The following is a 23,330-nucleotide window of genomic DNA, read 5'->3' as shown; positions in this document are numbered from 1 at the left end:
CCTTCCCAGGCATTGTGCACATTGGTTGCACGGCTCGGCTCAGCTCCTCTTATAATTTACTCTCGGATTCCGTCCTACCCTCATATAAGCAGTTCTCTAATGTGGTTCCGCTGTAAACGCTCTGCAATAAACTTCCTGTTTCCTTTGCCATCCYAACATTTGGTCCTTTCTGCATCCGAAAAATGCAGTACTACTACCGCTGCTGACTTCTGATTGAGGCATTTGGCATCTCTGCTAAATGTTTCCTCTCCTGTAATCGCGCTTACAATTGACAGAACTCATTCAGATCTCCCGGGGTARGACAATCTACTTCCTATGGATGTGGCCTCTGTATATACGTAATAGTCCCCGTGCAGTATTGGGCTTCTGTTTGTTGGGCAACATCACCCGGACTAAATCCGCCTCATATACAGTTTCTGTTCGTAGGCCCCCATATTTGCCGCGGACTTCCTTCAGATTCGCAGTCACCCACGACACCCTTGTCTCTGGCTAACACTTCCTACTGCTAAGCGTGTTCGGGACTCTAACCCTATAGTCGATTGACATGCCCGGCGCACCCAAAAAAAAATCCCTGCTTAGCAAAACTAAACAGGGATTAATTAATGCTTAATAATGAGCTATTTACTCAACTCTGCAAAATATTTATGAAACAAAGGCAAGGTTTCTATACCCTTGTAATAATTATAGATATCGTATTTTTCGTTTGGAGAATGCAATGCATCGCTATCCAAACCGAAACCAAAAAGCACTGATTTAATGCCCAAAACATCTTCGAATAAAGCAACGATAGGGATGCTTCCACCACCACGAGTTGGGATTGCCTTTTTACCAAAGCTATCTTCAATTGCTTTTTCTGCAGCTTGATAAGCGACACTATCCGTTGGCGTTACCACCGGCTCACCACCGTGGTGAGGTGTAACCTTAACCTTAACGTTTTTAGGCGCAATACTTTCGAAATGTTTGGTAAAAATTTCTGCAATTTCCTCAGAGCTTTGACTAGGAACCAAACGCATAGAAATTTTAGCATTTGCCTTGCTTGGCAATACGGTTTTGGCGCCCTCGCCAATGTAACCACTCCAAATACCATTAACCTCTAAAGTTGGGCGAGTGCCTGTACGCTCTAGCGTCGAATAACCTTTTTCACCCCAAACTTCTTCAATATCCAAATCTTTAGTGTATTCAGCCTCATCGTAAGAAGCAGAATTTAAGGCTTTTTTCTCATCATCAGTTAATTCAATCACCTTATCGTAAAAAGCAGGAATGGTAATATGGTTATTTTCATCATGCAAGGAAGCAATCATTTTGCAAAGAATAGTAGCCGGATTTGCCACTGCACCACCATAAACACCAGAGTGTAAATCGCGGTTAGGACCAACAACCTCAACTTCCATATAAGCCAAGCCACGTAAACCAGTCTCGATTGATGGATGTTCCATGCTGATCATAGAAGTATCGGAAATTAGTACAACATCTGCCTTTAAACGCTCTGCATTTGCTTTTACAAAAATACCAAGATTAGCAGAACCAACCTCTTCCTCGCCCTCGATCATAAACTTTACATTACAGGCTAAAGTATTGGTTTCCATCATCAATTCGAATGCTTTTACATGCATGTAGAATTGTCCTTTATCATCGCAGGCACCACGAGCGTAGATTTTACCATCGCGAACAGTTGGCTCAAACGGTGGTGTTTTCCAAAGCTCTAATGGATCTGCTGGTTGAACATCGTAATGGCCATAAATTAAAACAGTTGGTAAAGAAGCATCGATGATTTTTTCGCCATAAACAATTGGATAGCCAGCAGTTTCGCAAATTTCAACTTTATCGGCACCAGCATCTTTCAATTTTTGGGCAACATAATCAGCCGTTTTTAGTACATCGGCTTTATATTTTGGATCGGCACTAACCGATGGAAAACGTAATAACTCAAACAACTCATCTAAAAAACGTTGTTTGTGCGTTTCTACATAATTTTTAATCTCTTGCATAACAAAATGAATTTGGGCAAATATAGGTTTTAGCAAGTTAACGATGCAAATTTGACGATGATAATTGCCAGTTGCCTGCTGATATTTTCGCAACAAAAAATGCAATCTTTTCAATTTGTAAAAAATAATAACAACAAATATATCTCTACATTTTTTTTGTAAATTGCGAACTTAAACGGATATCCTTAAACCCTGTTAGTGAGAATTATATCATTTAGATTTAGTGCTTTAGTATTACCACTTCTTCTGCTGCTTTCTTCTTTAAGTTTTCCTACATCTGCGCAAACAGCGACTGGACCGAGAGTAAGTTGCCCAGAAGCCGCTCAATACTATTCTAAAGACAGTATTAACATTGTAACTTTTGGTGCCAGTACAGTTGAGGGTGTTGGTGGGGTTGGTTTTCAAACCATGTTGCAAAACAATTTTTTAAACTGCTATACTGGTAAAGTTGTAGATATTACCAATCATGGTATCGGCGGACAAACAACTTTTCAAGGTTTATTGCGAATTGACAATGCAATTAAAGATAGAACTGGTTTTATTGTGATTGACATGGGGATTAACGATGCAGCTGCAATTGTTAATGGACGAGGAAGTGTTGCGGAAACAGAAGCCAATATGCGGTCCATAATAAAGGTTAGCCTTGCTCAAAAATTAGTTCCAATTATATGCACTCTCCAGTTTGCCGATGACAGGAACAATGCGACTCTTGTAAAGGTAAATACAAACATTCGGGCAATTAATGCCGTTTACAGGCGATTGGCAACAGAATTTAAAATCTACCTTGCTGATGTAAATATTGCCATGAGGAGAGATTTTTCATTATATCAAGATCCCTATCATCCTAATGCTAGAGGTTACAGGTTAATTAGTTATGTAATTTTCGACGCCATAAATAAAGCGATATTCGATAAATTCTTGAAATTTGTAGTTTCTCAAAACTATCCAAACCCAGCTGCTACACAAACTTTCTTAGATGTGGTTTTACCCGAAACGGATAAGCTAAATATTCAGGTTTTTGATTTGATGGGTAGATTGGTAAAAACGGTTGTAAATGAATACCTTAATACAGGAAAACACACTTTGGAAATTAATACAACAACTTTTGTTCCTGGTATTTATTTTTTCAAAATCACATCAGATTCTGGCCAGTACAATACCGCCAAAAAGTTTATTGTAGCGAGGTAACAAAAGATTTTAAGATGAGTCTGATCGGTAGATACATTTCTTTTATACCTTTAAACCATGCCAACAAATTCATTTACCAACGAAGCTATCGATCTAGAAACGCTTCCGAAATACGAGGAAATTCCTTTAAATAATCCTCACTCCAATTACTGGAATATCATTTGCATTAACTTTTTTATCTGCTTTGTTATTGGTGGAATAGTTGTTGGTTTAGGTGTTAGCTTTATTGATGAATTTAAGCCGAATGCCATTTTGTTAAGCGCTTTATACCTTTCATTTATGATATTGCTCTTCATTATTTTGAGGGCTAGCTTTAAAAAACGTGGCTATGCCATTAGAACCAGAGATGTGATTTACAAGAGTGGCATTATCGCCGAATCTACTACAATTGTTCCATTAAATAGAATTCAGCATATAGAATTGAATGAGGGCATTTTTTCTAGAATGTATAAATTGGGTTCATTACAAATATTTACAGCTGGAGGCCAAACAGGGCACGTTAAAATTTCAGGAATACCGATTGATGAAGCCAAAAGCATTAGAGATTTGCTATTGAGCAAGTTGGATTTAATTCAAAATCCAATTAAAGATGCTGAATGATAATGGATAAAGATTTTAGTAAACCTCAGCGGGAATCGGCTTTCGGTATCATCGTTATGGCCGCCCACACCATGCTCAAAGTTGGTATAGCCATGTTTTTCTTCATCGTTTATGCCTTTGTTAAAATTGGCGGAACTTATCTAAATTATACGCTACTGGCTATTGGTATCATAATTTTATTGTGCCTTATTTACGCTTACTTATGGTATTTAAAATTTACTTTCTTTTTAAATAAGGAGAAACAGGAATTTGTGGTTAATAAGGGCGTTTTAAATCGCGACCAAGTAATTATTCAGTTGGATAAAATACAGCAGGTAAATATTAACCAAAATATTCTGCAGAAGATAATTGGTGTTTATGGATTAAAAATCGATACTGCGGGGGCCAAAGGCGAAGAAGTTAGCATAAAAGCAATTGATGAAATTTCGGCCTATAATTTAAAGGAACACTTATTAAGTCGAAGAGCGGATTCGGTTGAAGAAACAATAGAAACTGATAATGAATTTGCCTCAACAACAGAAACTCCGCTGTTAAGAATTAGCGCATGGACTTTGTTTAAAGTTGGTTTAACCTCCAATTACGGACAAAGTTTAGCACTAATGTCGGCCTTTTTCTTATATACTGTTCAAGAGGCAAGACATATTATGGATGTTTTTGAGTTGGATAAAAGTTATGTTAAAAGTACTGTGATGGGTTTGGCCACATTATTTTCTGTGGCGGTAATTGTTGTGATACTGTTGGTTGCCTTATTGATTATTAATTTGGTTAGAACATTTTATAAATATTTTGAACTGGAAATAAGTCAGCATAAGCATTCGTTACTCCTATCTTCTGGTTTAATTGCGAAGAAAAGCACTTTGATTAGTCCGAATAAGGTTCAGATTACAAAATACAGTCAAAATTATTTTCAGAAAAAGCTGAATATGCTGAACATGAGTTTGAAGCAAGCGCATTTCGGTCAGAATAAAAAAGGCCACGAAATGCAAGGCAATACTTTAGAAATTGTTGGTTGTAACCCCGCAGAGCGTGATGAGTTATTGAAAATGATATTAGGCATTGCGCCCGTAAAAGGAAAAACTTTTATACCCGATTGGCGATTTCTGAATCTACCAATTTTCTTTAAATTGGTTTTGCCAGTTTCCATTTTCTTAATTGTAGCTTTTAATGTTCCAGAGGTGAAACCCTTTATTGGTGTAGCAATTGCATACTTACTTATTGGCGTTTTCATGATTTACATTAGCTACCGCAGGCATCGAATTTCAGTTGACCAAGATTTTATTATTAAAACTAGTGGTATTTGGGATGTTTCGAATGAAATCGTGATGCCAAATAAAATTCAAGCCATTACCACTTTTCAATATCCATGGCATAAAGGCATAGATGTTGGTCATTTATCGCTACACACTGCAGCTGGCCAAATTCATTTTAAATACGGAAATTATAGTGAGATTAAACAGCTGGTAAATTACTGGCTATATCAAGTAGAAAGCGGAAATGAGGGTTGGATGTAATTTGAGGTAAAAGATGAAATACCAAAGCTGAAAGACCAAAGACTAAAGCGAAAATAGCATCATTCAAAGACTAAAAACTAAAGACCAAAGTTAAAAGACTAAAGACCAGAGCGGACATAGCATCATTCAAAGACTAAAGACCAAAGCTGAAAGATTAAGGACCAAAGCAAAGATAGCATCACTTTAACAAGCAAAAGCTGAAATAAAAAAATGGAAAAAGCCGTTCAATGGTATAAATAGAATATTGAACGGCTAAAATATTAAAGTGTCATAATGCCTTTTATAGTTGCGGCTTGTTTATAAATCGCAATTACTTCATCGGCATTTTGCATTTCTTTTTTTACTGTAATTGATACATATTTACCTGTTTTAGATTGTTGCTCAATAAATTCATCTTGAGGTAAAATGGCACTAAGTTCCTTTAATTTATCTATTCCTCCAGTCAAAATAAACTTAAACACGTAAATACCCGGAAATTTCTCAACAGTTTCTAATTTCTCTTTTAAATTAGCGTATAGATCTGTGCTTGCTCCCTCGGGAATATCAGTAAACTCAAAATTATTATCTTCCATGACAAAAACATATCAAATTCTATTCCTAAATTAATGGTAGGTAATTTTGGCATAAATATGAGATTTGGTAAGTATTAGAATTGAATTTGCATTGTTTAAATCAGCATTTGAAAACTAACACGTAATCATTGTATGACAATGACCCAATGCCAATAGAAAACCACCCCTATCCCCTCCTTGAAGATAATGAGGGGAGCTGGTCATTGCTTATTGAAAATGTTATAGCAATATTTAAGTAGGTGGGTTCAACCGTAGAGCCAAAAATAAATGCAGACCATTTCCCTAATCACAAACGGCTCCTCTCCTATTTTAGGAGGGGCAAGGGGTGGTAAGTGCTTAATCCATGCTCTTGCTTTCACTAAACGTATTGTCAACGAGATAAGAAATGTAAGAACTTTAAGCTGATACAGTAAACTCACATTTTCTTACACCCTCATATATTGTAATTTTTAGCTAACAGGTTTTAATCCCTCAATAGCAGCACAAACCTAACTTATCTAAACCTTGGCGAAGCGGCGCCCCGATTTTCATCGGGTTTAGCAAAGCAAAGGACTAACGTTACCAATGATACACAGGTTTTGCTTTTCAAAAGAATTTGCTTTTTATTTCTCCACAATTTCAATAAAAACATTAAGAATTCTTATTTTTGAGCCTCAAAAAAACAGGAGCCGATTTGGATTATTTAGAAGGATTAAACCCACAACAAAGAGCAGCAGTAGAGAATACAAAAGGACCAGTAATGATTGTTGCGGGCGCTGGTTCGGGCAAAACACGTGTAATAACGTATCGTGTAGCGCACCTGATTCAGACCGGAACTGACCCTTTTAATATTCTGGTTTTAACCTTTACCAACAAGGCGAGTAAGGATATGCGTGAGCGTATCTCAAAAGTAGTGGGTGCCGAGGCGAAAAACATTTGGATGGGAACTTTCCACTCGGTTTTTGCGAAAATTTTACGTGTTGAGGCTGAAAAAATAGGTTATCCAAGCAATTTTACCATTTACGATACCGACGATAGCAAAAGTGTAATCCGTGCCATTTTGAAAGAGATGCAATTGGATGATAAATTATATGCCGCGAACTTCGTTTTTAATAGGATTTCTTCTGCTAAAAACAATTTGATTTCTTGGGGAGAATACCAGGCTAACGACCAAATCCAGGCGGAAGATAATCAAAATAAACGCCCCCTGATCGGCCAGATTTATGAAACCTATGCAAAACGTTGCTTTAGAGCAGGTGCAATGGATTTCGACGATTTGCTTTTCAAAACCAATATTTTATTAAAGGAACATCCGGATGTTTTAAATAAATACCAACAAAAATTTAGGTATTTAATGGTGGATGAGTATCAGGATACCAACTTTTCGCAGTATACCATTGTGAAAAAACTGGCTGCTGCCTATCAAAATATTTGTGTGGTGGGTGATGATGCGCAGAGTATTTATGCTTTCCGTGGTGCCAATATTCAGAACATTTTAAATTTTGAGCGTGATTATCCTGACTTAAAAGTTTACAAACTAGAGCAGAATTACCGCTCTACCCAAAATATTGTTGATGCCGCAAGTAGCATCATCGCCAACAATAAAAATCAGCTGGAAAAAAATGTGTTTTCTGAGAATGCTGAAGGTGATAGAATTAAGGTTTCTCGTGCTTTTACGGATAATGAGGAAGGCAAGTTAGTTGCCGAAGCCATTATTCAGGAGCGTAGCACTAAAGGTTACGACCATAAAGATTTTGCCATTTTGTACCGTACCAATGCGCAAAGTAGAGCAATGGAAGAAGGTTTGCGCAAGCTAAATATTCCTTATAAAATTTATGGTGGACAATCTTTTTATCAACGTAAAGAGATCAAGGATTTGATTGCTTACTTCCGATTGACTTTTAACCCAAAAGATGAAGAGGCGATTAAACGTGTAATTAACTATCCTAAACGCGGAATTGGAGATACTTCAATTGACAAAATTATCGTTGCTGCAGACCAGAACGATAAAACGATGTGGGATGTAATTTCCAATGCACAGCAACTTGTTGATGGTCGTTTAGCAAACCAACTGAATGATTTTTCGATGATGATTCAGAGTTTCCAAGCGGAAGCTAAAAAATTGGATGCTTATGAAACAGCTTTGTTTATTGCGCAACATGCAGGAATTTTAAAGGAGCTTTACACCGACGATAGTGTTGAAGGACGCAGTCGCTATGAGAATATTCAAGAGTTGTTAAATGGTATAAAGGAGTTTTCGGAGCGTGAGGATATTGAGGAAAAAGGCCTCGATATTTTTATGCAAGATGTTGCGCTTTTAACCAATGATGATAAGGATGGCGATAAAAATAAGGATACGGTTTCGTTAATGACCATTCACTCGGCAAAGGGCTTGGAGTTTAAAAACGTATTTATTGTGGGCTTAGAAGAGAATCTCTTTCCATCGCAAATGTCGTTAACCAACCGAACCGATTTAGAAGAAGAGCGTCGTTTGTTTTACGTAGCAATAACCCGTGCTGAAATAAAACTGACCATTACTTATGCTACCTCTCGTTACCGTTGGGGAACATTAACGAATTGCGAACCAAGTCGTTTTATTAACGAAATTAATCCGAGGTTCTTAGAATTAGATGTAAAACCAGCAAAAAGTAATGTCATTGAAGGTAATTTCGACGATGAACGCAAAACATGGACCTCACAACCGCGTGATTTCTTTAGCAAACCAAAACCTGCTAGTACCACTTCGGCGCCGCCCGTTCGCCCGAAAACGACTTCGTTATTAGCAAAGGCACATATTCCAACACCTGGATTTACGCCATCTCTACCACATGAATTTCAAGGTGGCATGGAAGTGGAGCATGAGAAATTCGGTTTCGGAAAAATTATAAGTTTAGAGGGAACCTTGCCTGATGTTAAAGCAACCGTGTTTTTCCAAGGTTTAGGTAATAAACAGTTATTGCTAAAGTTTGCGAAGCTGATGATTGTGAAGTAAAGAGCCCAAGCCTCTCCCTATGAAAGTTTGTAGGTTATTTTCTCTTCTATCAATCCCTCTCCGGAAGAGAGGGAAACAAAGAACAGTGGTTTTAACTATTGGGTTTAAAGCACTTCCCACAAAAACCCTCTCTTCTGGAGAGGGCGGCTAAAACATTTGCTTTACTTCTTACTTTCAAAGGGTGAGGCTCTTGAAACTCTAGGTTTAAGGTGTTGTCCCCAAAAACCCTCTCTTTCCGAGAGGGATAAGATTGAACAAGCCTACCCACAAACTTTCAAAGGGTGCGATCTATCAAACATTATATTTACAATGGAAACCAAGATTTAAAGGGAATTAAATTCAAAAAATTTTCCGTGTTTTTCGTGTTTCCGTGGCTAACATATCTAAGAATAATCCCCACGAAAAAAGCCAGTCTGAACGAATCCAAACTGGCCTTAGTTAATGATAATGATTATCTTAAATTACTGTTCCACTTGGTAGTACAGCGCCTTTTTTAATTACTACGATACCATCCTTAACGGCATAAAGTTCAAAATCTCCATCCTCTAAATGCGAACCGCCATTAATCTTCACATCGTTCCCGATACGACAGTTTTTATCAATAATCGCATTGTTAATGTAACATCTGTCTCCAATACCGATTAAAGAGTTCCCTTTATCTGTTTCTGACTGGATTTCTTCTAGTGTTTGATAACGATCGCTACCCATAATGTATGAATTGGTAACAACTGTGTGCTTACCAATTCTCGCACGAATACCCAAAACGGCATGTTCAACTCTGCTGGCTTGAACAATACAACCTTCTGCAATAATCGTTTTTTCTAAAGTAGTCCCCGAAATTTTCGATGGAGGCAACATCCTAGCCCTAGTAAAAATAGTATGGTTGCTATCAAACATATTAAACTTTGGAATCTCATCAGTCAAGCCTAAATTGGCCTCAAAGAAAGATGAGATATTACCAATATCAGTCCAATAGCCTTCATATTGATAACTTAAAACTCGACTTTGCTCAATTGCTCTGGGTAAAATCTCTTTACCAAAATCCTTTTCTTCTTCGTTTTCATTAAGGATATTGATTAGGTATTCACGATTAAAAACATAGATACCCATCGATGCCAAAAAGTTACGACCTTCGCCTTGCATTTCTGGGCCAGTATCAGATACCCAATCTTCCAAACCTGTTTTAGGCTTTTCGATAAAAGAGGTAATCATGTTTTCTTCATCAGCTTTTAAGATACCGAAATCTGTTGCATCTTTTCCCGTAACAGGAATTGTGGCAATGGTAATTTCTGCATTTGCCTCAATATGTTTCTCAATCATATCCTTAAAATCCATCTGGTACAATTGGTCGCCAGATAAAATTAAGATGTAATCGAACTCGTGAGAAACAATGTGGTGCATACATTGCCGAACCGCATCTGCGGTTCCCTGAAACCAACCGGCATTTTGTACCGTTTGTTCAGCTGCTAAAATATCGACAAAAGCGGTACTGAAATGGCTAAAGTGATAGGTGTTTTTAATGTGTTTATTTAGGGATGCCGAATTAAACTGTGTTAACACAAACATGCGGTGGATGCCTGAGTTCAGGCAATTAGAAATTGGGATGTCTACCAGCCGATACTTACCTGCAATTGGAACCGCAGGTTTCGAACGTGTTTGTGTTAATGGCGATAATCTAGAGCCTTGGCCACCGCCAAGGATAACGCCTAAAACTTTGTCAGTCATGTTTAAGCTTATTTTAATATTTGGTATAATTCTATGTAATTCAATGCCGCCTTATCCCATGAATGGTCAATCTTCATCATGGTTTTACGCACAGCTTTAAAAGCTTTTTTATCATTATATAAATCAACAGCACGATTTATTGCATGTGTAACATCCCAGGTACTGGTTTGGTCGTGGCATAATCCAAAACCACCATCGCCAATATCAATCACTGTGTCCTTTAAGCCACCAACCCTACGCACAATCGGAACCGTTCCGTATCTTAGAGCATAAAGCTGATTCAATCCGCAAGGTTCTACTCTCGATGGCATCAGTAGGAAATCTGCACCAGCATACATTTCATGCGAAACCTGCTCATTATAACCGATATAGGCATTGTATTTTCCTCCGAAAATATCTTTTAACTGATTCAATCTTCCCTCCACCCAATTATCTCCAGAACCTAAAACCAACACATTAATATTGTTTCCATGTTGTTGCAAAGCGTTGTAGAAAATATCTGGTAATAAATCAGCACCTTTTTCATCAACCAATCTACCAATAAAAGTGAAAAGTGGTTTAGAAGAATCTAATTGAAAAACATCGCAAAGGGCTTTTTTGTTTGCCAATTTGCCTGCTTCTACTGTTTTTAAATTGTAACTTTTTCCGAGCATTGGGTCTGTTTCCGGGTTCCAGACCTCGGTATCTATGCCGTTTAAAATCCCAACAGATTTCCAACGCTCCTGCCTTAGCAAACTTTCTAAACCTCGGGCGTTATCCATCATTTCATCCAAATAACTTGGCGAAACTGTAGTTACCCTCCAAGCACATTTAATGGCCGATGCAAGTGGGTTAATGGCATCCTCCCAGCCGAGTAAACCACCATTCCATAAATCGAAAGCCGGTAAATAATATAATTTATCCCAGCCGAACTGACCTTGATATTGCGCATTATGAATGGTTAAAATAGTAGGCACTTTGCTTAACACTGCATATTTTAAACAATTCGAAACCATAAAAGGAATCAAACCAGTATGGTGGTCGTGGCAGTGAATAACATCCGGACGATGTTCCCACTGTGCCATCCAATCTAAAGTAGCAATTTGAAAGGCAATAAAACGTTCAGTATCATCAGCATAACCGTAAACATTTGGTCTATCAGTTAAGCCTTGAATATGTATAATGTATAAATCGAAGCCTAGTTTATTGGTTTTCTCTTTTAAAACACGGTATGAAAAATGATGGTTCCCGTAATTGGACCAAGCATCATAAGCCACTTCGAATTCGCTTTCGCGAACAAACTTAGTGTCGTAGGCTGGAACAACAACTTTGGCAATGTGGCCAATTTTATTTTGGTATTTCGGTAAGGCCCCTACTACGTCAGCTAAACCGCCAACTTTCGCAACAGGGTAACATTCGGCGCTTATATGTAAAATTTCCATTAAATATTTGGTGTAGATAACTTCGTTAAGTTAGTAATTGTTTTCTGATTTGGAAATATTAGAAAGATTATTTTTTGAGGTCTGTTTTCCCGCAGATACAAAAGATTTCTGCTACATTTTAAAAGTCGATAAGTTTAGTTGGAAAAGTTTTTTTGAAAGTGAAAGTTCATCACTTTGTGGCAGATTGTAGCCCTGCTTTGCACTGTAGCACCAATAGAAGAATTGGTGGCTGCCGTTTCAGTTAGGCTTAGAAACAAAGTATTCGCCAGCCAAAAACAAAAAACCGCTAAGCTTTCGCCAGCGGTTTTCAACAACAAAACAAATATACAATTTAGTTTGACCCTAATATTCTTCAGCAATAATTTCGTAAAAGTCTCTAATGGGCTGAAACTGCGGATGCAATGAAACCACATCGCCAAATACCAAAAGCGCAGGTGCTTGTATTTTCTTATCATCTACAACTTCGGCAATGGTATCCACAATTCCTATGGCAATTTTTTCATCGGGCGAAGAACCATTTTGAATTACAGCTACAGGCAATAAACCTTTATTTTCTCCTTGAAAAATCGCAGCAATTTCTTTTATCCTATCAATGCCATTTAAAACTACAATTGTAGCTTTAGTTTTTGCAGCGATGTATAAATCTTCAGAAATTTCTCCCTTTGAATTTGTACCTGTAACTGCCCAAAAACTTTCGCTTAAGTCTTTATAAATCATTGGTATTTTCTGCAAACTTGGTGCACCAGTCGCACTCGAAATACCTGGAATAATTTCTGTCGGGATGCTGTATGATTCTGCAGCATCGATTTCTTCGTAACCTTTTGCAAAGAAAAACGGGTCTCCGCTTTTTAAACGAACCACGTGACCGTAGTTTAAAGCATAATCAATAATCAATTTGTTAACTGCATCTTGCGAGAAATCTTCATCATCAGTACGTTTACCAACATAAACTTTTGGAATACCATCTGGCGCATGACATAGTAAAGCTTCATTCACATTTGCATCATACAAAACAACATCAGCTGTTTTTAATGCTTTAACACCTTTTAAACTAAATAAATCTGGGTCACCAGGACCTGCTCCTATTAGTGTAATTCTTGGTTCAATGTTTGCTTTTTCTACTTTACTTAAAATCATGACAAAAAATATTAGCTCGTGATAATTCTTATTAATTACACAAATATATAAAGTCTATAGGAATTGTAGTAATTTATTTTAAAATAAATTTTATTCAGTTTAAGCGGGTGCTTTTACAAACTAAAGATTTTGATGATATGAAAAGACTATAAGATTAATTGAGGGCAGCCTTTATTGTTTTAATTGCATTAATGAGCTCGCCAAAAGCTCGGTTTTTTTTCTTTTTGTTGTCAAAAAGAAAAAAGCCTATGTCCGGCTAGGATAATAAAACACCCCGCCTTTCAGGCACTCCTCTGGAAGAGGGGAATTGCATATCGCAGAACCTAAAGGCGCCCAAAACGTCATTTATATTGATTTTTATAAAATAAATTAACCCTCATAATGACAATATAATTAAAGATTACTAAACTTATTTACAATTTACTTCTACAAAGGAAAACTTCCCAGCATCGTAATTTATTGGTTTGCCTTTAACGAAATAAGACCTGCCTAATGTAGTTTCAATTTGCGCAACTCCCATAATCAGCTTACCATCTTTTTTCAAAAATGCTAAAGGATTTGTAAAAACATTCGTACTATCTTTTCCAGTTTTGAAATGGTAATCGACTAGTAATGTATCACCGTGAAATTTTCCCTCAATTGTTCCGTTATTTTGTGGTTTCTCACCATATTTTACTAACATCGAACCTGTGATTTTCCCCGAGGCCATAGTTTTAATAATTATAGCTGCACTGTCTTTTTCGAATGATGAAGCATAACAAGTTTGATTTATAACAGAATCTTTTTTGGCAACTTCTGCCTTTTTATCTGATGAGTTGCATGCATAAACAAATGGGAAAACAGTATATGCAAGGTATAGGAGATTCTTTTTCATGATTTTGATTCATTAGAGTATTAATATTAATATAATTAAAGGATGAAAAGTTTTAATCGATTCCATAATTAAATTTTACATCAATATATTATTTTCTGGTGTAAGTGCGGGTGGTAAATCGGTTTCATCTAGCATATCCCTCATGTCAATTTCGATGGTTCTGGAGATATTCGTAATCGGAACATCGTTTGCACTCCCTTCGAAAGGATTGGTTGAACTCTCTCCCACCACATCTAACGAGTTAAAAACCCAGGTTAGCAAAATGGCAAAAGGAATATTTAGCCAAATTGAATAACCCTCAATTAATGTTCCTGTGCCCAACTTATTAAAATCGTTTAGTAATCCATAAGGAACTAAAAACACAAAAAGGTTTAGCATAATGGTGGCTATTGAAGAAAAATGTCGTGGATAAGGAAAGTTTTTAATTCGCTCTGCTTTACCCTGATTATCATAAAAATTAGTTATCGAATTTTGTAATGATTGAAGTTGCAAATCTGATAAATTTCTTTCCGTAAATAACTTATTAATGTGTTTTGATTGCAAAGCCATTAACTGTGTCGCCTTATTCTTTTTCTGAAGAATATAGGTCAATTCATCAGCTGAAAGGTATTTTGCCAATACCTCTTCCAGCTTATCCGTTTTTTCTGAAGTATGATAATTTTTCGAATATTCTAAGTTTGCAGGTTCGTTCAGGTTTTCCCAGGCACGTGGTTCCCTCAACTGAAAACGTAATGCAGTTAACCAGGCAAAGTGACGGTAGAAAATAACCTTAACGTCTTCCTTTTTATCTTGAGAAGCCAAAAAATCTCTAATCATCACCCCAAAGGCACGACTTACATTTATAATCCCACCATAAATTTGACGGGCCTCCCATAGTCGGGCATAACTTGCATTATTTTTAAAACTGATAATAAATGAAACGGCTGTACCCAAAAGCGCCACTGGAACCCATGAAATAGACAGAAAAGTGAAATTGCAAAAGTGGTAAAGTACCGTTGGGATAATTGCGAGAATAGCTAAACGGTAAAGGTCTCTACGAGTCCATAAAATAAATTCGAAAAAGCTATATTTCTTTCCGGCGTGCATAATTTAGGTTTAGTTAACGAGATGTTTGTTTGAGGGATGAACGAAGATAGAAAAAAAAGTTTTACACCACCTAGGCACCTAAGAACATTTAAGATTGATTTGTTTGTCAATCACTTAAAACCTTAAATATTGTTGTTGTGATGAGGAACGAAGAATCTGTAGTATTGTTCTAGCGATTTATACCAAAAACTTATGTTAAACCTGCATTAATGATAGAGACTCTTCACTACTATCGTTTTCGTTTTTCTATTCTAAGTTTTGATTTCCTTTGTTATCAAAAAGATCAAAAGCCTGTTCGGCTAAGACAAATAAAACACGCCGCCCACTGGCCACACCTCTGAAAAGGGGAATTCTAAAAGAAAGACGGGGCTATCGTTTCCGATGCCCCGCTGAAATTAATTCACTCTAAATTTAAACTTAAAGTTTTCATTATGATATTTGGTTATGGTTCTTGTGGGTTTTGCCAAAAACATCTTCCATCACACATCTACCATTTTTTACATTACTCCACTGCGGCTCTAAACATCAGCGCACCAACAGTTAAATTAGTTCTGCTATCAATCAAAATTGCTGAACCGTTGGCTCTATTGTCATCATATAAATCGAAAGCCAAAGCATCGGCTGTTTTAATAGTTACTCTGCCAATATCATTCAATTTAAATTCATCAGCGGCATGTTTCTCTAATGTATTAATATCTACCTTATGCAGAATTTCGCTGATTTTACATTTCGTTACCTTACTATTATGCTGAATTAAGTACATCATCGAGGTGTCCAAAGCACGACCGTCCATCCAACATAAATCGGCCTCAATCAACTTAGATTCTTGTGGCAAAGCGGCTGCATTTACAATTGTATCGCCGCGACTGATGTCTACGTCATCTTTTAAGTGAATGGTAACCGACTGACCTGCGTGTGCAGCATCGGGCGTTTGGTCGAAGAATTCGATTTTTTCGATGGTGGAACTCGCACCTGATGGTAAAACCGTAACCTTATCATTCAGGTTAAAAGTTCCGCTTAACACACGACCTGCATAACCACGGTAATCATGCAATTCTTCTGTTTGTGGGCGAATAACCCATTGAACCGGCATACGGGCCAATTGCGATTTATCTAAATTATCGGTATCTACTTTCTCTAAAAAGTGCAATAAACTTTCGCCTTTGTACCAATCCATACGCTCTGAATTTTGAACGATGTTATCGCCTTTTAAGGCACTAACCGGAATGTAATTTACATCAACAAGTTTAAGCTGTTGAGCTAAAACCTTATATCTATCAATAATTGTGGTGTAAATATCTTCGCCATAATCAACCATATCCATCTTATTGATACAAACTACAATGTGTTTGATACCCAACAACGAAACTAAGTACGAATGGCGAATGGTTTGCTCAACCACACCGTTTCTGGCATCGACTAAAATGATAGCCAAATTAGCTGTCGATGCTCCCGTAACCATGTTGCGGGTATATTGAATATGCCCTGGCGTATCTGCAATAATGAACTTACGCTTATCTGTCTGGAAATATTTATAAGCTACGTCTATGGTGATGCCTTGCTCACGCTCTGCTCTTAAACCATCCGTTAAGATGGCTAAATCTATTGTTCCATCGTCGTTTTTACGGTTAGAGCTTTGCAAAGCCTCTAACTGGTCGGCTAAAATGGAATCTGTATCGTATAACAAACGGCCTATTAGGGTACTTTTACCATCATCTACACTGCCTGCTGTGAAAAATTTTAATATGTTCATGTTTACTAATGATTGAATTAATGAGGGATTGAATTTTGAATGACTCCTGACTAAAGACTCCGAACTCAAGACTAAAAATACCCTCCCTTTTTCCTATCCTCCATTGCGGCTTCAGAGACTTTATCGTCTAATCGAGCACCACGTTCTGAAATTTTTGAGGCTCCGATTTCAGAAATAATATCATCGATTAAAGTGGCTTCCGATTCTACAGCAGCCGTACATGACATATCTCCAACGGTACGGAAACGCACTTGTTTTTTGAATACCAAATCTTCATCGTCCATATTTAAAAAAGGTGAAGCTGCCATTAATTGTCCGTTTCTGGTAATTACTTCGCGTTCATGAGAGAAGTAAATGCTTGGTAATTCGATTTTTTCTCTACGGATATAGTTCCAAACATCAAGCTCTGTCCAGTTACTAATGGGGAAAACTCGAACGTTTTCGCCTTTGTGAATTTTACCGTTGTAAATGTTCCAAAGTTCTGGGCGTTGGCGTTTTGGGTCCCACGAGCCAAATTCATCACGAACAGAGAAAATACGTTCTTTTGCTCTGGCTTTTTCCTCATCTCTTCGGGCACCGCCAATACAAGCATCAAATTCGTATTTCGCAATCGTATCTAATAAAGTAACAGTTTGCAATGCATTTCTGCTGGCATTTTTACCCTTTTGCTCAACTACTTTACCTTGGTCGATAGATTCTTGAACAGAGCCAATGATTAATCTTTCACCAATCCGATCAACCATTTTATCACGGTAATCAATCGTTTCCTGGAAATTATGACCTGTATCGATGTGCACCAAAGGAAAAGGAAATTTCCCTGGACGAAAAGCTTTTTCTGCCAAACGAACTAAAGTTATGGAATCTTTTCCGCCAGAAAATAATAAGGCAGGTTTTTCAAATTGCCCCGCAACTTCACGCAAAATGTGAATTGCCTCGGCCTCCAGTTCCTCTAAATAATCGAAATTATATGTACTCATTTATTAATGTTTGAATTTTGAATGAGAGAATGAGGGAAATGCCTATCGATAGTCCGCTCTTTCTAATATTCAATTGTTATATTTTTTTGTTGTTACTATTATTTCGTTTCGTGCGGACACGAACAGAGGCTATTTTTAATAACCTCACCCTATCAATGTTTGGGCTTTGGCTTGTTTGTACTCTCCCTCTCCTTGAAGAGAGGGAACAAAGTTTTTACGTTTAACTATTAAGTTTAAGTCTCCTGTCCACAGTTCCACCTTTCTTCAAGGAGGACCTGTTCCGATTCTTCATCGGAAGGGATGCAGTTATCTTCATTTAACTTCTGCCTTTCAACAGGTGAGGCTTCTTCTGCTAAAGTCCTCCCCCTGCCCCCTCCAAAGGGGGAAACCCCTCAAAGTTCGCTGTTCTTTCGGCTTTGGTTTTTCCGCTTTAGTTTTTCAGCTTATCCTTTTACCTCAACCTCCGTAGCGTGCAAACCGCATTCTTTTTTGCTTTGGTCTTCCCACCACCATCTTCCTGCTCTGAAATCTTCCCCTTGTTGTACTGCTCTTGTACAAGGTGCACAACCTATACTCGGAAAACCCTTATCGTGTAAAGTATTGTAAACGATGTTATTATCCTTGATGTAAACTTTCACATCATCCAAAGTCCAGTCGAAAATCGGGTGGAATTTAATTAACTGATTGCCCTCGTCCCATTCCAAATCATGCATATCTTCGCGGTTAGTGCTCTGCTCAGCCCTAATTCCAGTTACCCAAATCTCATTACCTTTTAATGCTCTTTTTAAAGGTTCGATTTTACGAATATAACAGCACTCTTTTCTATTTTCTACCGATTCGTAAAAGCTATTTGGTCCTTTGGTATTTACCATATCCTGCAACAATTCATTTTTCGGATAATAGGCATGAATCGGTTTATTATAAACTTCTAAAGTACGGTTCCAAACGTAATAAGTTTCTGGAAATAAGCGACCGGTTTCCAACGTAAACACTTTAATCGGAATATTATTGGCGAAAATTAAGTGCGTAATGGCTTGGTCTTCCCATCCAAAACTGGTCGAAAAAATGATTTTATCGGCATATTTATCTGCCAGATATTTTAATTTATCTATTGTAGTTAAACCATGAAGTTCTGTTTTCAGCTCCTCTATTCCCATCACTATATCAATTTTAAAATAAATACAATCACACTGCGCAAACTTACAATCATTACAATAATTCCAACGGCTACCATTATGGTTTTTGCCGAAATTTTGTTTGAAACTCGTGCTGCGATTGGAGATGCCACTGCACTACCAATAATTAAGCCTAAAACAGCCTCCCAATGTTTGCCGCCTAACATCGTAAAAAATGTTAAGGAACTCAAAGTTGCGATGAAAAATCTGCTAATTTTTACTGTTCCTAGAGAGAATAACGGATGGCGACCACCTGCAATCAGGCTTGAAAGTACGATTGAACCCCAACCGCCACCGAAAGCAGCATCGATAAAACCACCAACAAAACCAAGCAAACCGATTTTTTTGATTTTATCTTCCGCTTTTTTCCTCTTGATGTTAAATGCTTTCATCAAGATTACACCTCCTAAAAACAAGGTATAAACTGCTACTACAGGTTTAACATAGGCGCTATAATGTTCTAATGATGATAAAATATAAGCACCCAAAACTGCTCCAATAATCGCCGGGATAATTAAGATTTTGAATAACTTCCAATTTACGTTACCCATGCGATAATGCATCCAGCCGGCAATCCCGTTACTCATTACTTCGGAAATGTGAATGGCCATACTTGCTGATGCTGGCGGTAAACCCATTGCCAAAGAAAATGAGGCGGTGGTAACGCCGTACGACATTCCGATTGCGCCATCAATTAAGGCAAATATAAATCCGGCGCCTAAGAACCAGTAAAATAATGGGTCGATGTTGATTAAGAATATCTGGAATTCAGGTTCGGTATTCCACAAAGAAAACCCGATAGCGCCAATAAGTAAAACTGCTGCAACCCAAATTAACCATTTAATGTTACGCTCAGCAAAGCTTTTTCGTGGATTAATTAGGCTTTGCGTAACCTTATTCAGCTTTTTAACTTTTGCCGAAAAATCACCGTTTAAAGTCTGACGTAAAGCACTCATATTCTGCAAAGTTTCATCCAGCTCGGCAGGAATTCCCTCATTCAAAATCTGTTTTAATCGCTTTGCGATGGTTGGCGACTTGCCATTGGTAGAAATAGCAATTTTTAAATCGCCTTTCTGAACGATAGAACCCAAATAGAAATCGCACAAATCAGGTTTATCGGCCACGTTAATGAGCAAACCCTTTTCATGCGTAACTACTCTGATTTCTTCGTTCAAAATATTGTTGTTAGTTGCAGCGAAAACAATGTCGATATTTTTCAAATCAGAAACATCGAAACTTTTCTGCTTAACTTTTATTTGAGGATAATCTGCAATAAGCGCATAAACCTCCGGCGAAACAATTTCTGCAACAATGGTAATTTTTGCGTGGTGGCTATTATTAACAATAGCCGTTAACTTTTCTAGTCCAATATTGCCAGCACCAATTAATAATGTACGCAGCTTATTCAGCTTTATAAAAACCGGAAAAAGCTGATTTCCTTTCTCCTCACCAGAGAAAGTTTCTTCACTATTAGGTTGGTTAGGCAATACTTGCATACTGTTTTACTAAGTTTTTAAATGATGGATGTAGGGAAACTACTTCACCAAAAATTAAAAGTGCTGGTGCCTTAACATTTTGTTGCTGAACCAAACTTTCGATGGTTTCTACCACACCAACAACTAGTTTTTCATCATCGGCAGAACCATTTTGAATCACTGCTGCCGGCAAATTGTGTCGGCCTGCTGCTTTGAATATTTCTACTATTTTAGATAACTTCTTCAACCCCATTAAAATCAAAACAGTAGCATTTGATTCTGCTGCCTGATAAATATCGTTAGAAACCTCGCCAGATGTCGTCGTTCCTGTAATTACCCAAAAGCTTTCGCTCAATCCTCGATGCGTTACTGGAATTTGTTGTAAACCAGGAACGCCAATTGAACTCGAAATCCCAGGAATTACATCAACTGGAATGCTGTAAGATGCAGCGTAATCCAATTCCTCATAACCTCTACCGAAAACAAATGGGTCGCCGCCTTTTAAGCGTACCACATGGCCATAGTTCAGGGCGTAATCAATCATTAATTTATTGATGGTTTCTTGTGGATATGAATGTTCGCCCGAGCGTTTTCCTACGTAAACTTTAATCGCATCGGCGGGCGCATGTTCTAGTAATGCCTCATTTGTTAGCGCATCGTACAATACCACATCAGCAGCCTGCAAAGCTTTAACGCCTTTTAAGGTTAATAAATCCGGGTCGCCCGGACCGGCGCCTAAAAGAGTTATTCTTGATTCTCTATATATTTTTTGATTGCTCATGATTATGCTTTTACTGTTGCCCGTTTTTCTTTAATTTGATTTAAAAATGCCTCAGCCTGATTAAAGTAGCTTTGAGCAAATTCTGCTGTCGGTTCATTTTTATTGATTTGCAAAACCAAGTCTGAAAAGTTGGTTGATAAATTAAATTCGCCTGTTTCCACGTAATGATTATCGAACTCTCTGATGACGCCAACTTGCGTGCTGCTGTTTACGCCCTTATCTAAAAGCAATGATTTTGCAGCGCTAACGAAAGTGCTATACGTATGATAAATTGCATCTGCGTAAGCGCCCTTATCTAAATTTTGCTTTGCCCAACCGAATTTTTCATCAGCCTCTAAAAGTAAAGTCGCCACTAAATCGATAACTACGCCTGCACATTCTCCCACACCAATAGCCGTCACAAATTGCTCTACGTGGCCCCAATCAACAAATTCTTCCTGCTGAAGATTGGTTAAATCTGCCAATGGCTTCAACAGTTGATAAAAGTGGTCTTTACCTTTTCTATCATAATATTGATGGAAATTTTCGTTCTCTTCGTTATTCGCTTTAAAATCATTTAAAATGAAATGCAAAACGCTTGTCGCTCTTTTCGATGGCACTTTAATTACACGTTCTGCCACTCTGCCAACACCGTTTCCAACTGTGCCGCCGCCAAGCATCACCTGAACCGCAGGAACAACTTTCCCCTCCGCTTTTACTGAACTTCCGTGGAAACCAATTTCTGCTAAACCATGCTGACCGCAAGAGTTCATACAGCCACTGATTTTTATCTTGATATTTTTCTCATAAATAAACTCCGGGAAATCGGTGTAAATCACATCTTCCAAAACCTCGGCTAAGGTCATTGAGTTTGAGATTCCTAAATTACAGGTATCTGTTCCCGGGCAGGTAGTAATATCAGCCAGGCTATCGAAACCGGCAGTTGTGTAACCAATTTTATTTAATGCAGCGTACAAGGATGGTAAAGCTTCCTCACGAACAAACTTCAAAAGCAAACCTTGATTTTGCGTAATTCTGATTTCATCGGCAACATAAGGTTTAATGGCATCAACGAAAGCACGAGCTTTATCAGTTTTGATATCGCCAACTTGAACCTTTACATAAACCGAGTAAAAACCATCCTGTTTTTGCGGCACAACGTTAGTCGCCGACCAATGTTTGTAATGCAATTCATTTAAAATCTCAACCTCACCAAAACTTTGTTCTAATGGCAAAACAGGTTGAGGAACGGTATCTCTATCAATAATAAAAGTTTTTACTTTATTGGCGATGCGCTCTTCAGCAACCAGACGTAAAACTTCTTCTAAACCTAACTTCTGTACTAAATATTTTAAACGAGCTTTATTTCTGTTGGTACGTTCGCCGTAACGGTCGAAAACACGTAAAACAGATTCAGTAAAAGGAATCAATTGGTCTTCCGCTAAAAACTCATGAATAGCACTTGCCAGAAAAGGCTGTGCACCTAAACCACCTGCGAATAAAACCTTAAACCCACGTTCGCCCTTTTGATTGATTTTCGGAATAAAACCTAAATCGTGGATGTAACTAAAAGCTGTATCCTTATCACTCGAAGAGAAAGAAATTTTAATCTTTCTGCCCATTTCCTGGCAAATCGGATTACGTAAAAAGTATTTAAAAACCGCATGAGCATAAGGAGAAACATCGAAAGGTTCATCCTTATCAATCCCCGAATTTGGCGATGCCGTTACATTACGAACGGTATTTCCGCAAGCCTCACGTAGTGTAATATCATCTTGCTCCAATTTCGCCCAAAGTTCTGGCGTTCTATCCAAACTCACATAATGCAACTGAATATCCTGACGGGTTGTTAAGTGCAAATTGCCACTTCCATATTCATCAGCAATATCGGCAATGCGCAATAATTGCTTAAAAGTTACCTTACCAAATGGTAGTTTAATTCGAATCATTTGTACGCCTGGCTGTCTTTGTCCGTAAACTCCACGTGCTAAACGTAAACTTCTAAATTTCTCATCGTGAATGGTTCCGTCGCGAAAAGCTTTAATCTTATTCTCTAAATCGATAATGTCCTGCTCGACAATATTGTTTTCGAGTTCTGTTCTGAAACTTTGCATATA

17 protein-coding genes are annotated in these 23,330 nt (G+C 37.7%); 4 read left to right on the top strand and 13 right to left on the bottom strand.

The window, feature by feature from the left end; genetic code table 11:
• Nucleotides 1-617: 617 nt before the first annotated feature.
• Nucleotides 618-1,988, bottom strand: coding sequence for a dipeptidase (locus EZ449_RS16390; protein WP_131560808.1), 1,371 nt, complete (start codon nt 1,986-1,988; stop codon nt 618-620).
• 198 nt (nt 1,989-2,186) lie between these two features.
• On the opposite strand from EZ449_RS16390, the gene EZ449_RS16385 reads away from it, so the two are divergent.
• From EZ449_RS16385 to EZ449_RS16375, 3 genes are read left to right on the top strand one after another with little or no spacing between them, the layout of a single operon-like run.
• Nucleotides 2,187-3,176 (top strand): GDSL-type esterase/lipase family protein, encoded by a 990-nt coding sequence (locus tag EZ449_RS16385; RefSeq protein ID WP_131560806.1) that lies wholly within the window; start codon nt 2,187-2,189, stop codon nt 3,174-3,176.
• Between the two features lie 57 nt (nt 3,177-3,233).
• Nucleotides 3,234-3,776 (top strand): PH domain-containing protein, encoded by a 543-nt coding sequence (locus tag EZ449_RS16380; RefSeq protein WP_131560804.1) that lies wholly within the window; start codon nt 3,234-3,236, stop codon nt 3,774-3,776.
• A gap of 2 nt (nt 3,777-3,778) precedes the next feature.
• Nucleotides 3,779-5,287, top strand: a complete 1,509-nt coding sequence (locus EZ449_RS16375; RefSeq protein WP_165499795.1) for a PH domain-containing protein — start codon at nt 3,779-3,781, stop codon at nt 5,285-5,287.
• Between the two features lie 260 nt (nt 5,288-5,547).
• Here EZ449_RS16375 and EZ449_RS16370 read toward each other — a convergent pair whose 3' ends face one another.
• Nucleotides 5,548-5,859, bottom strand: coding sequence for a DUF493 family protein (locus EZ449_RS16370; protein WP_131560800.1), 312 nt, complete (start codon nt 5,857-5,859; stop codon nt 5,548-5,550).
• Between the two features lie 673 nt (nt 5,860-6,532).
• On the opposite strand from EZ449_RS16370, the gene EZ449_RS16365 reads away from it, so the two are divergent.
• Nucleotides 6,533-8,830 (top strand): ATP-dependent helicase, encoded by a 2,298-nt coding sequence (locus EZ449_RS16365; RefSeq protein ID WP_131560824.1) that lies wholly within the window; start codon nt 6,533-6,535, stop codon nt 8,828-8,830.
• 456 nt (nt 8,831-9,286) lie between these two features.
• On the opposite strand, the gene EZ449_RS16360 is transcribed toward EZ449_RS16365, so the two are convergent.
• The 11 genes from EZ449_RS16360 to EZ449_RS16310 form a co-directional block, all read right to left on the bottom strand.
• Nucleotides 9,287-10,555 (bottom strand): glucose-1-phosphate adenylyltransferase, encoded by a 1,269-nt coding sequence (locus tag EZ449_RS16360; RefSeq protein WP_131560797.1) that lies wholly within the window; start codon nt 10,553-10,555, stop codon nt 9,287-9,289.
• An 8-nt stretch (nt 10,556-10,563) separates the two neighbouring features.
• Complete coding sequence (locus tag EZ449_RS16355) at nt 10,564-11,976, bottom strand: glycogen synthase (protein WP_131560794.1); 1,413 nt, start codon at nt 11,974-11,976, stop codon at nt 10,564-10,566.
• A gap of 342 nt (nt 11,977-12,318) precedes the next feature.
• Nucleotides 12,319-13,113: a uroporphyrinogen-III C-methyltransferase gene (gene cobA, locus EZ449_RS16350; protein WP_131560792.1), complete on the bottom strand. Its 795-nt coding sequence runs from the start codon at nt 13,111-13,113 to the stop codon at nt 12,319-12,321.
• 409 nt (nt 13,114-13,522) lie between these two features.
• Nucleotides 13,523-13,987: a hypothetical protein gene (locus tag EZ449_RS16345; protein WP_131560790.1), complete on the bottom strand. Its 465-nt coding sequence runs from the start codon at nt 13,985-13,987 to the stop codon at nt 13,523-13,525.
• A 75-nt stretch (nt 13,988-14,062) separates the two neighbouring features.
• Nucleotides 14,063-15,073, bottom strand: coding sequence for a bestrophin family protein (locus EZ449_RS16340; RefSeq protein ID WP_131560788.1), 1,011 nt, complete (start codon nt 15,071-15,073; stop codon nt 14,063-14,065).
• Nucleotides 15,074-15,575: 502 nt separating this feature from the next.
• Nucleotides 15,576-16,826 (bottom strand): sulfate adenylyltransferase subunit 1, encoded by a 1,251-nt coding sequence (locus tag EZ449_RS16335; protein ID WP_131560786.1) that lies wholly within the window; start codon nt 16,824-16,826, stop codon nt 15,576-15,578.
• 71 nt (nt 16,827-16,897) lie between these two features.
• A complete protein-coding gene (gene cysD / locus EZ449_RS16330; RefSeq protein WP_131560784.1) occupies nt 16,898-17,803 on the bottom strand; it encodes a sulfate adenylyltransferase subunit CysD in 906 nt (301 codons plus the stop codon).
• Between the two features lie 443 nt (nt 17,804-18,246).
• A complete protein-coding gene (locus tag EZ449_RS16325; RefSeq protein ID WP_131560782.1) occupies nt 18,247-18,960 on the bottom strand; it encodes a phosphoadenylyl-sulfate reductase in 714 nt (237 codons plus the stop codon).
• Between the two features lie 2 nt (nt 18,961-18,962).
• Nucleotides 18,963-20,474: a TSUP family transporter gene (locus EZ449_RS16320; protein WP_131560780.1), complete on the bottom strand. Its 1,512-nt coding sequence runs from the start codon at nt 20,472-20,474 to the stop codon at nt 18,963-18,965.
• Nucleotides 20,458-21,234 carry a uroporphyrinogen-III C-methyltransferase gene (gene cobA, locus EZ449_RS16315; protein WP_131560778.1) on the bottom strand — a complete coding sequence of 259 codons (777 nt, stop codon included), beginning with the start codon at nt 21,232-21,234 and terminating at the stop codon, nt 20,458-20,460. Before cobA (EZ449_RS16315) ends, EZ449_RS16320 begins: the two co-directional genes overlap by 17 nt.
• 2 nt (nt 21,235-21,236) lie before the next feature.
• A complete protein-coding gene (locus tag EZ449_RS16310) occupies nt 21,237-23,327 on the bottom strand; it encodes a HEPN domain-containing protein (RefSeq protein ID WP_131560776.1) in 2,091 nt (696 codons plus the stop codon).
• Nucleotides 23,328-23,330 lie beyond the last annotated feature (3 nt).

This window comes from Pedobacter frigidisoli (genome assembly GCF_004331675.1).
In the GTDB taxonomy this organism is placed as follows: domain Bacteria; phylum Bacteroidota; class Bacteroidia; order Sphingobacteriales; family Sphingobacteriaceae; genus Pedobacter; species Pedobacter frigidisoli.
This window is presented reverse-complemented; position numbering and strand designations above follow the sequence as displayed.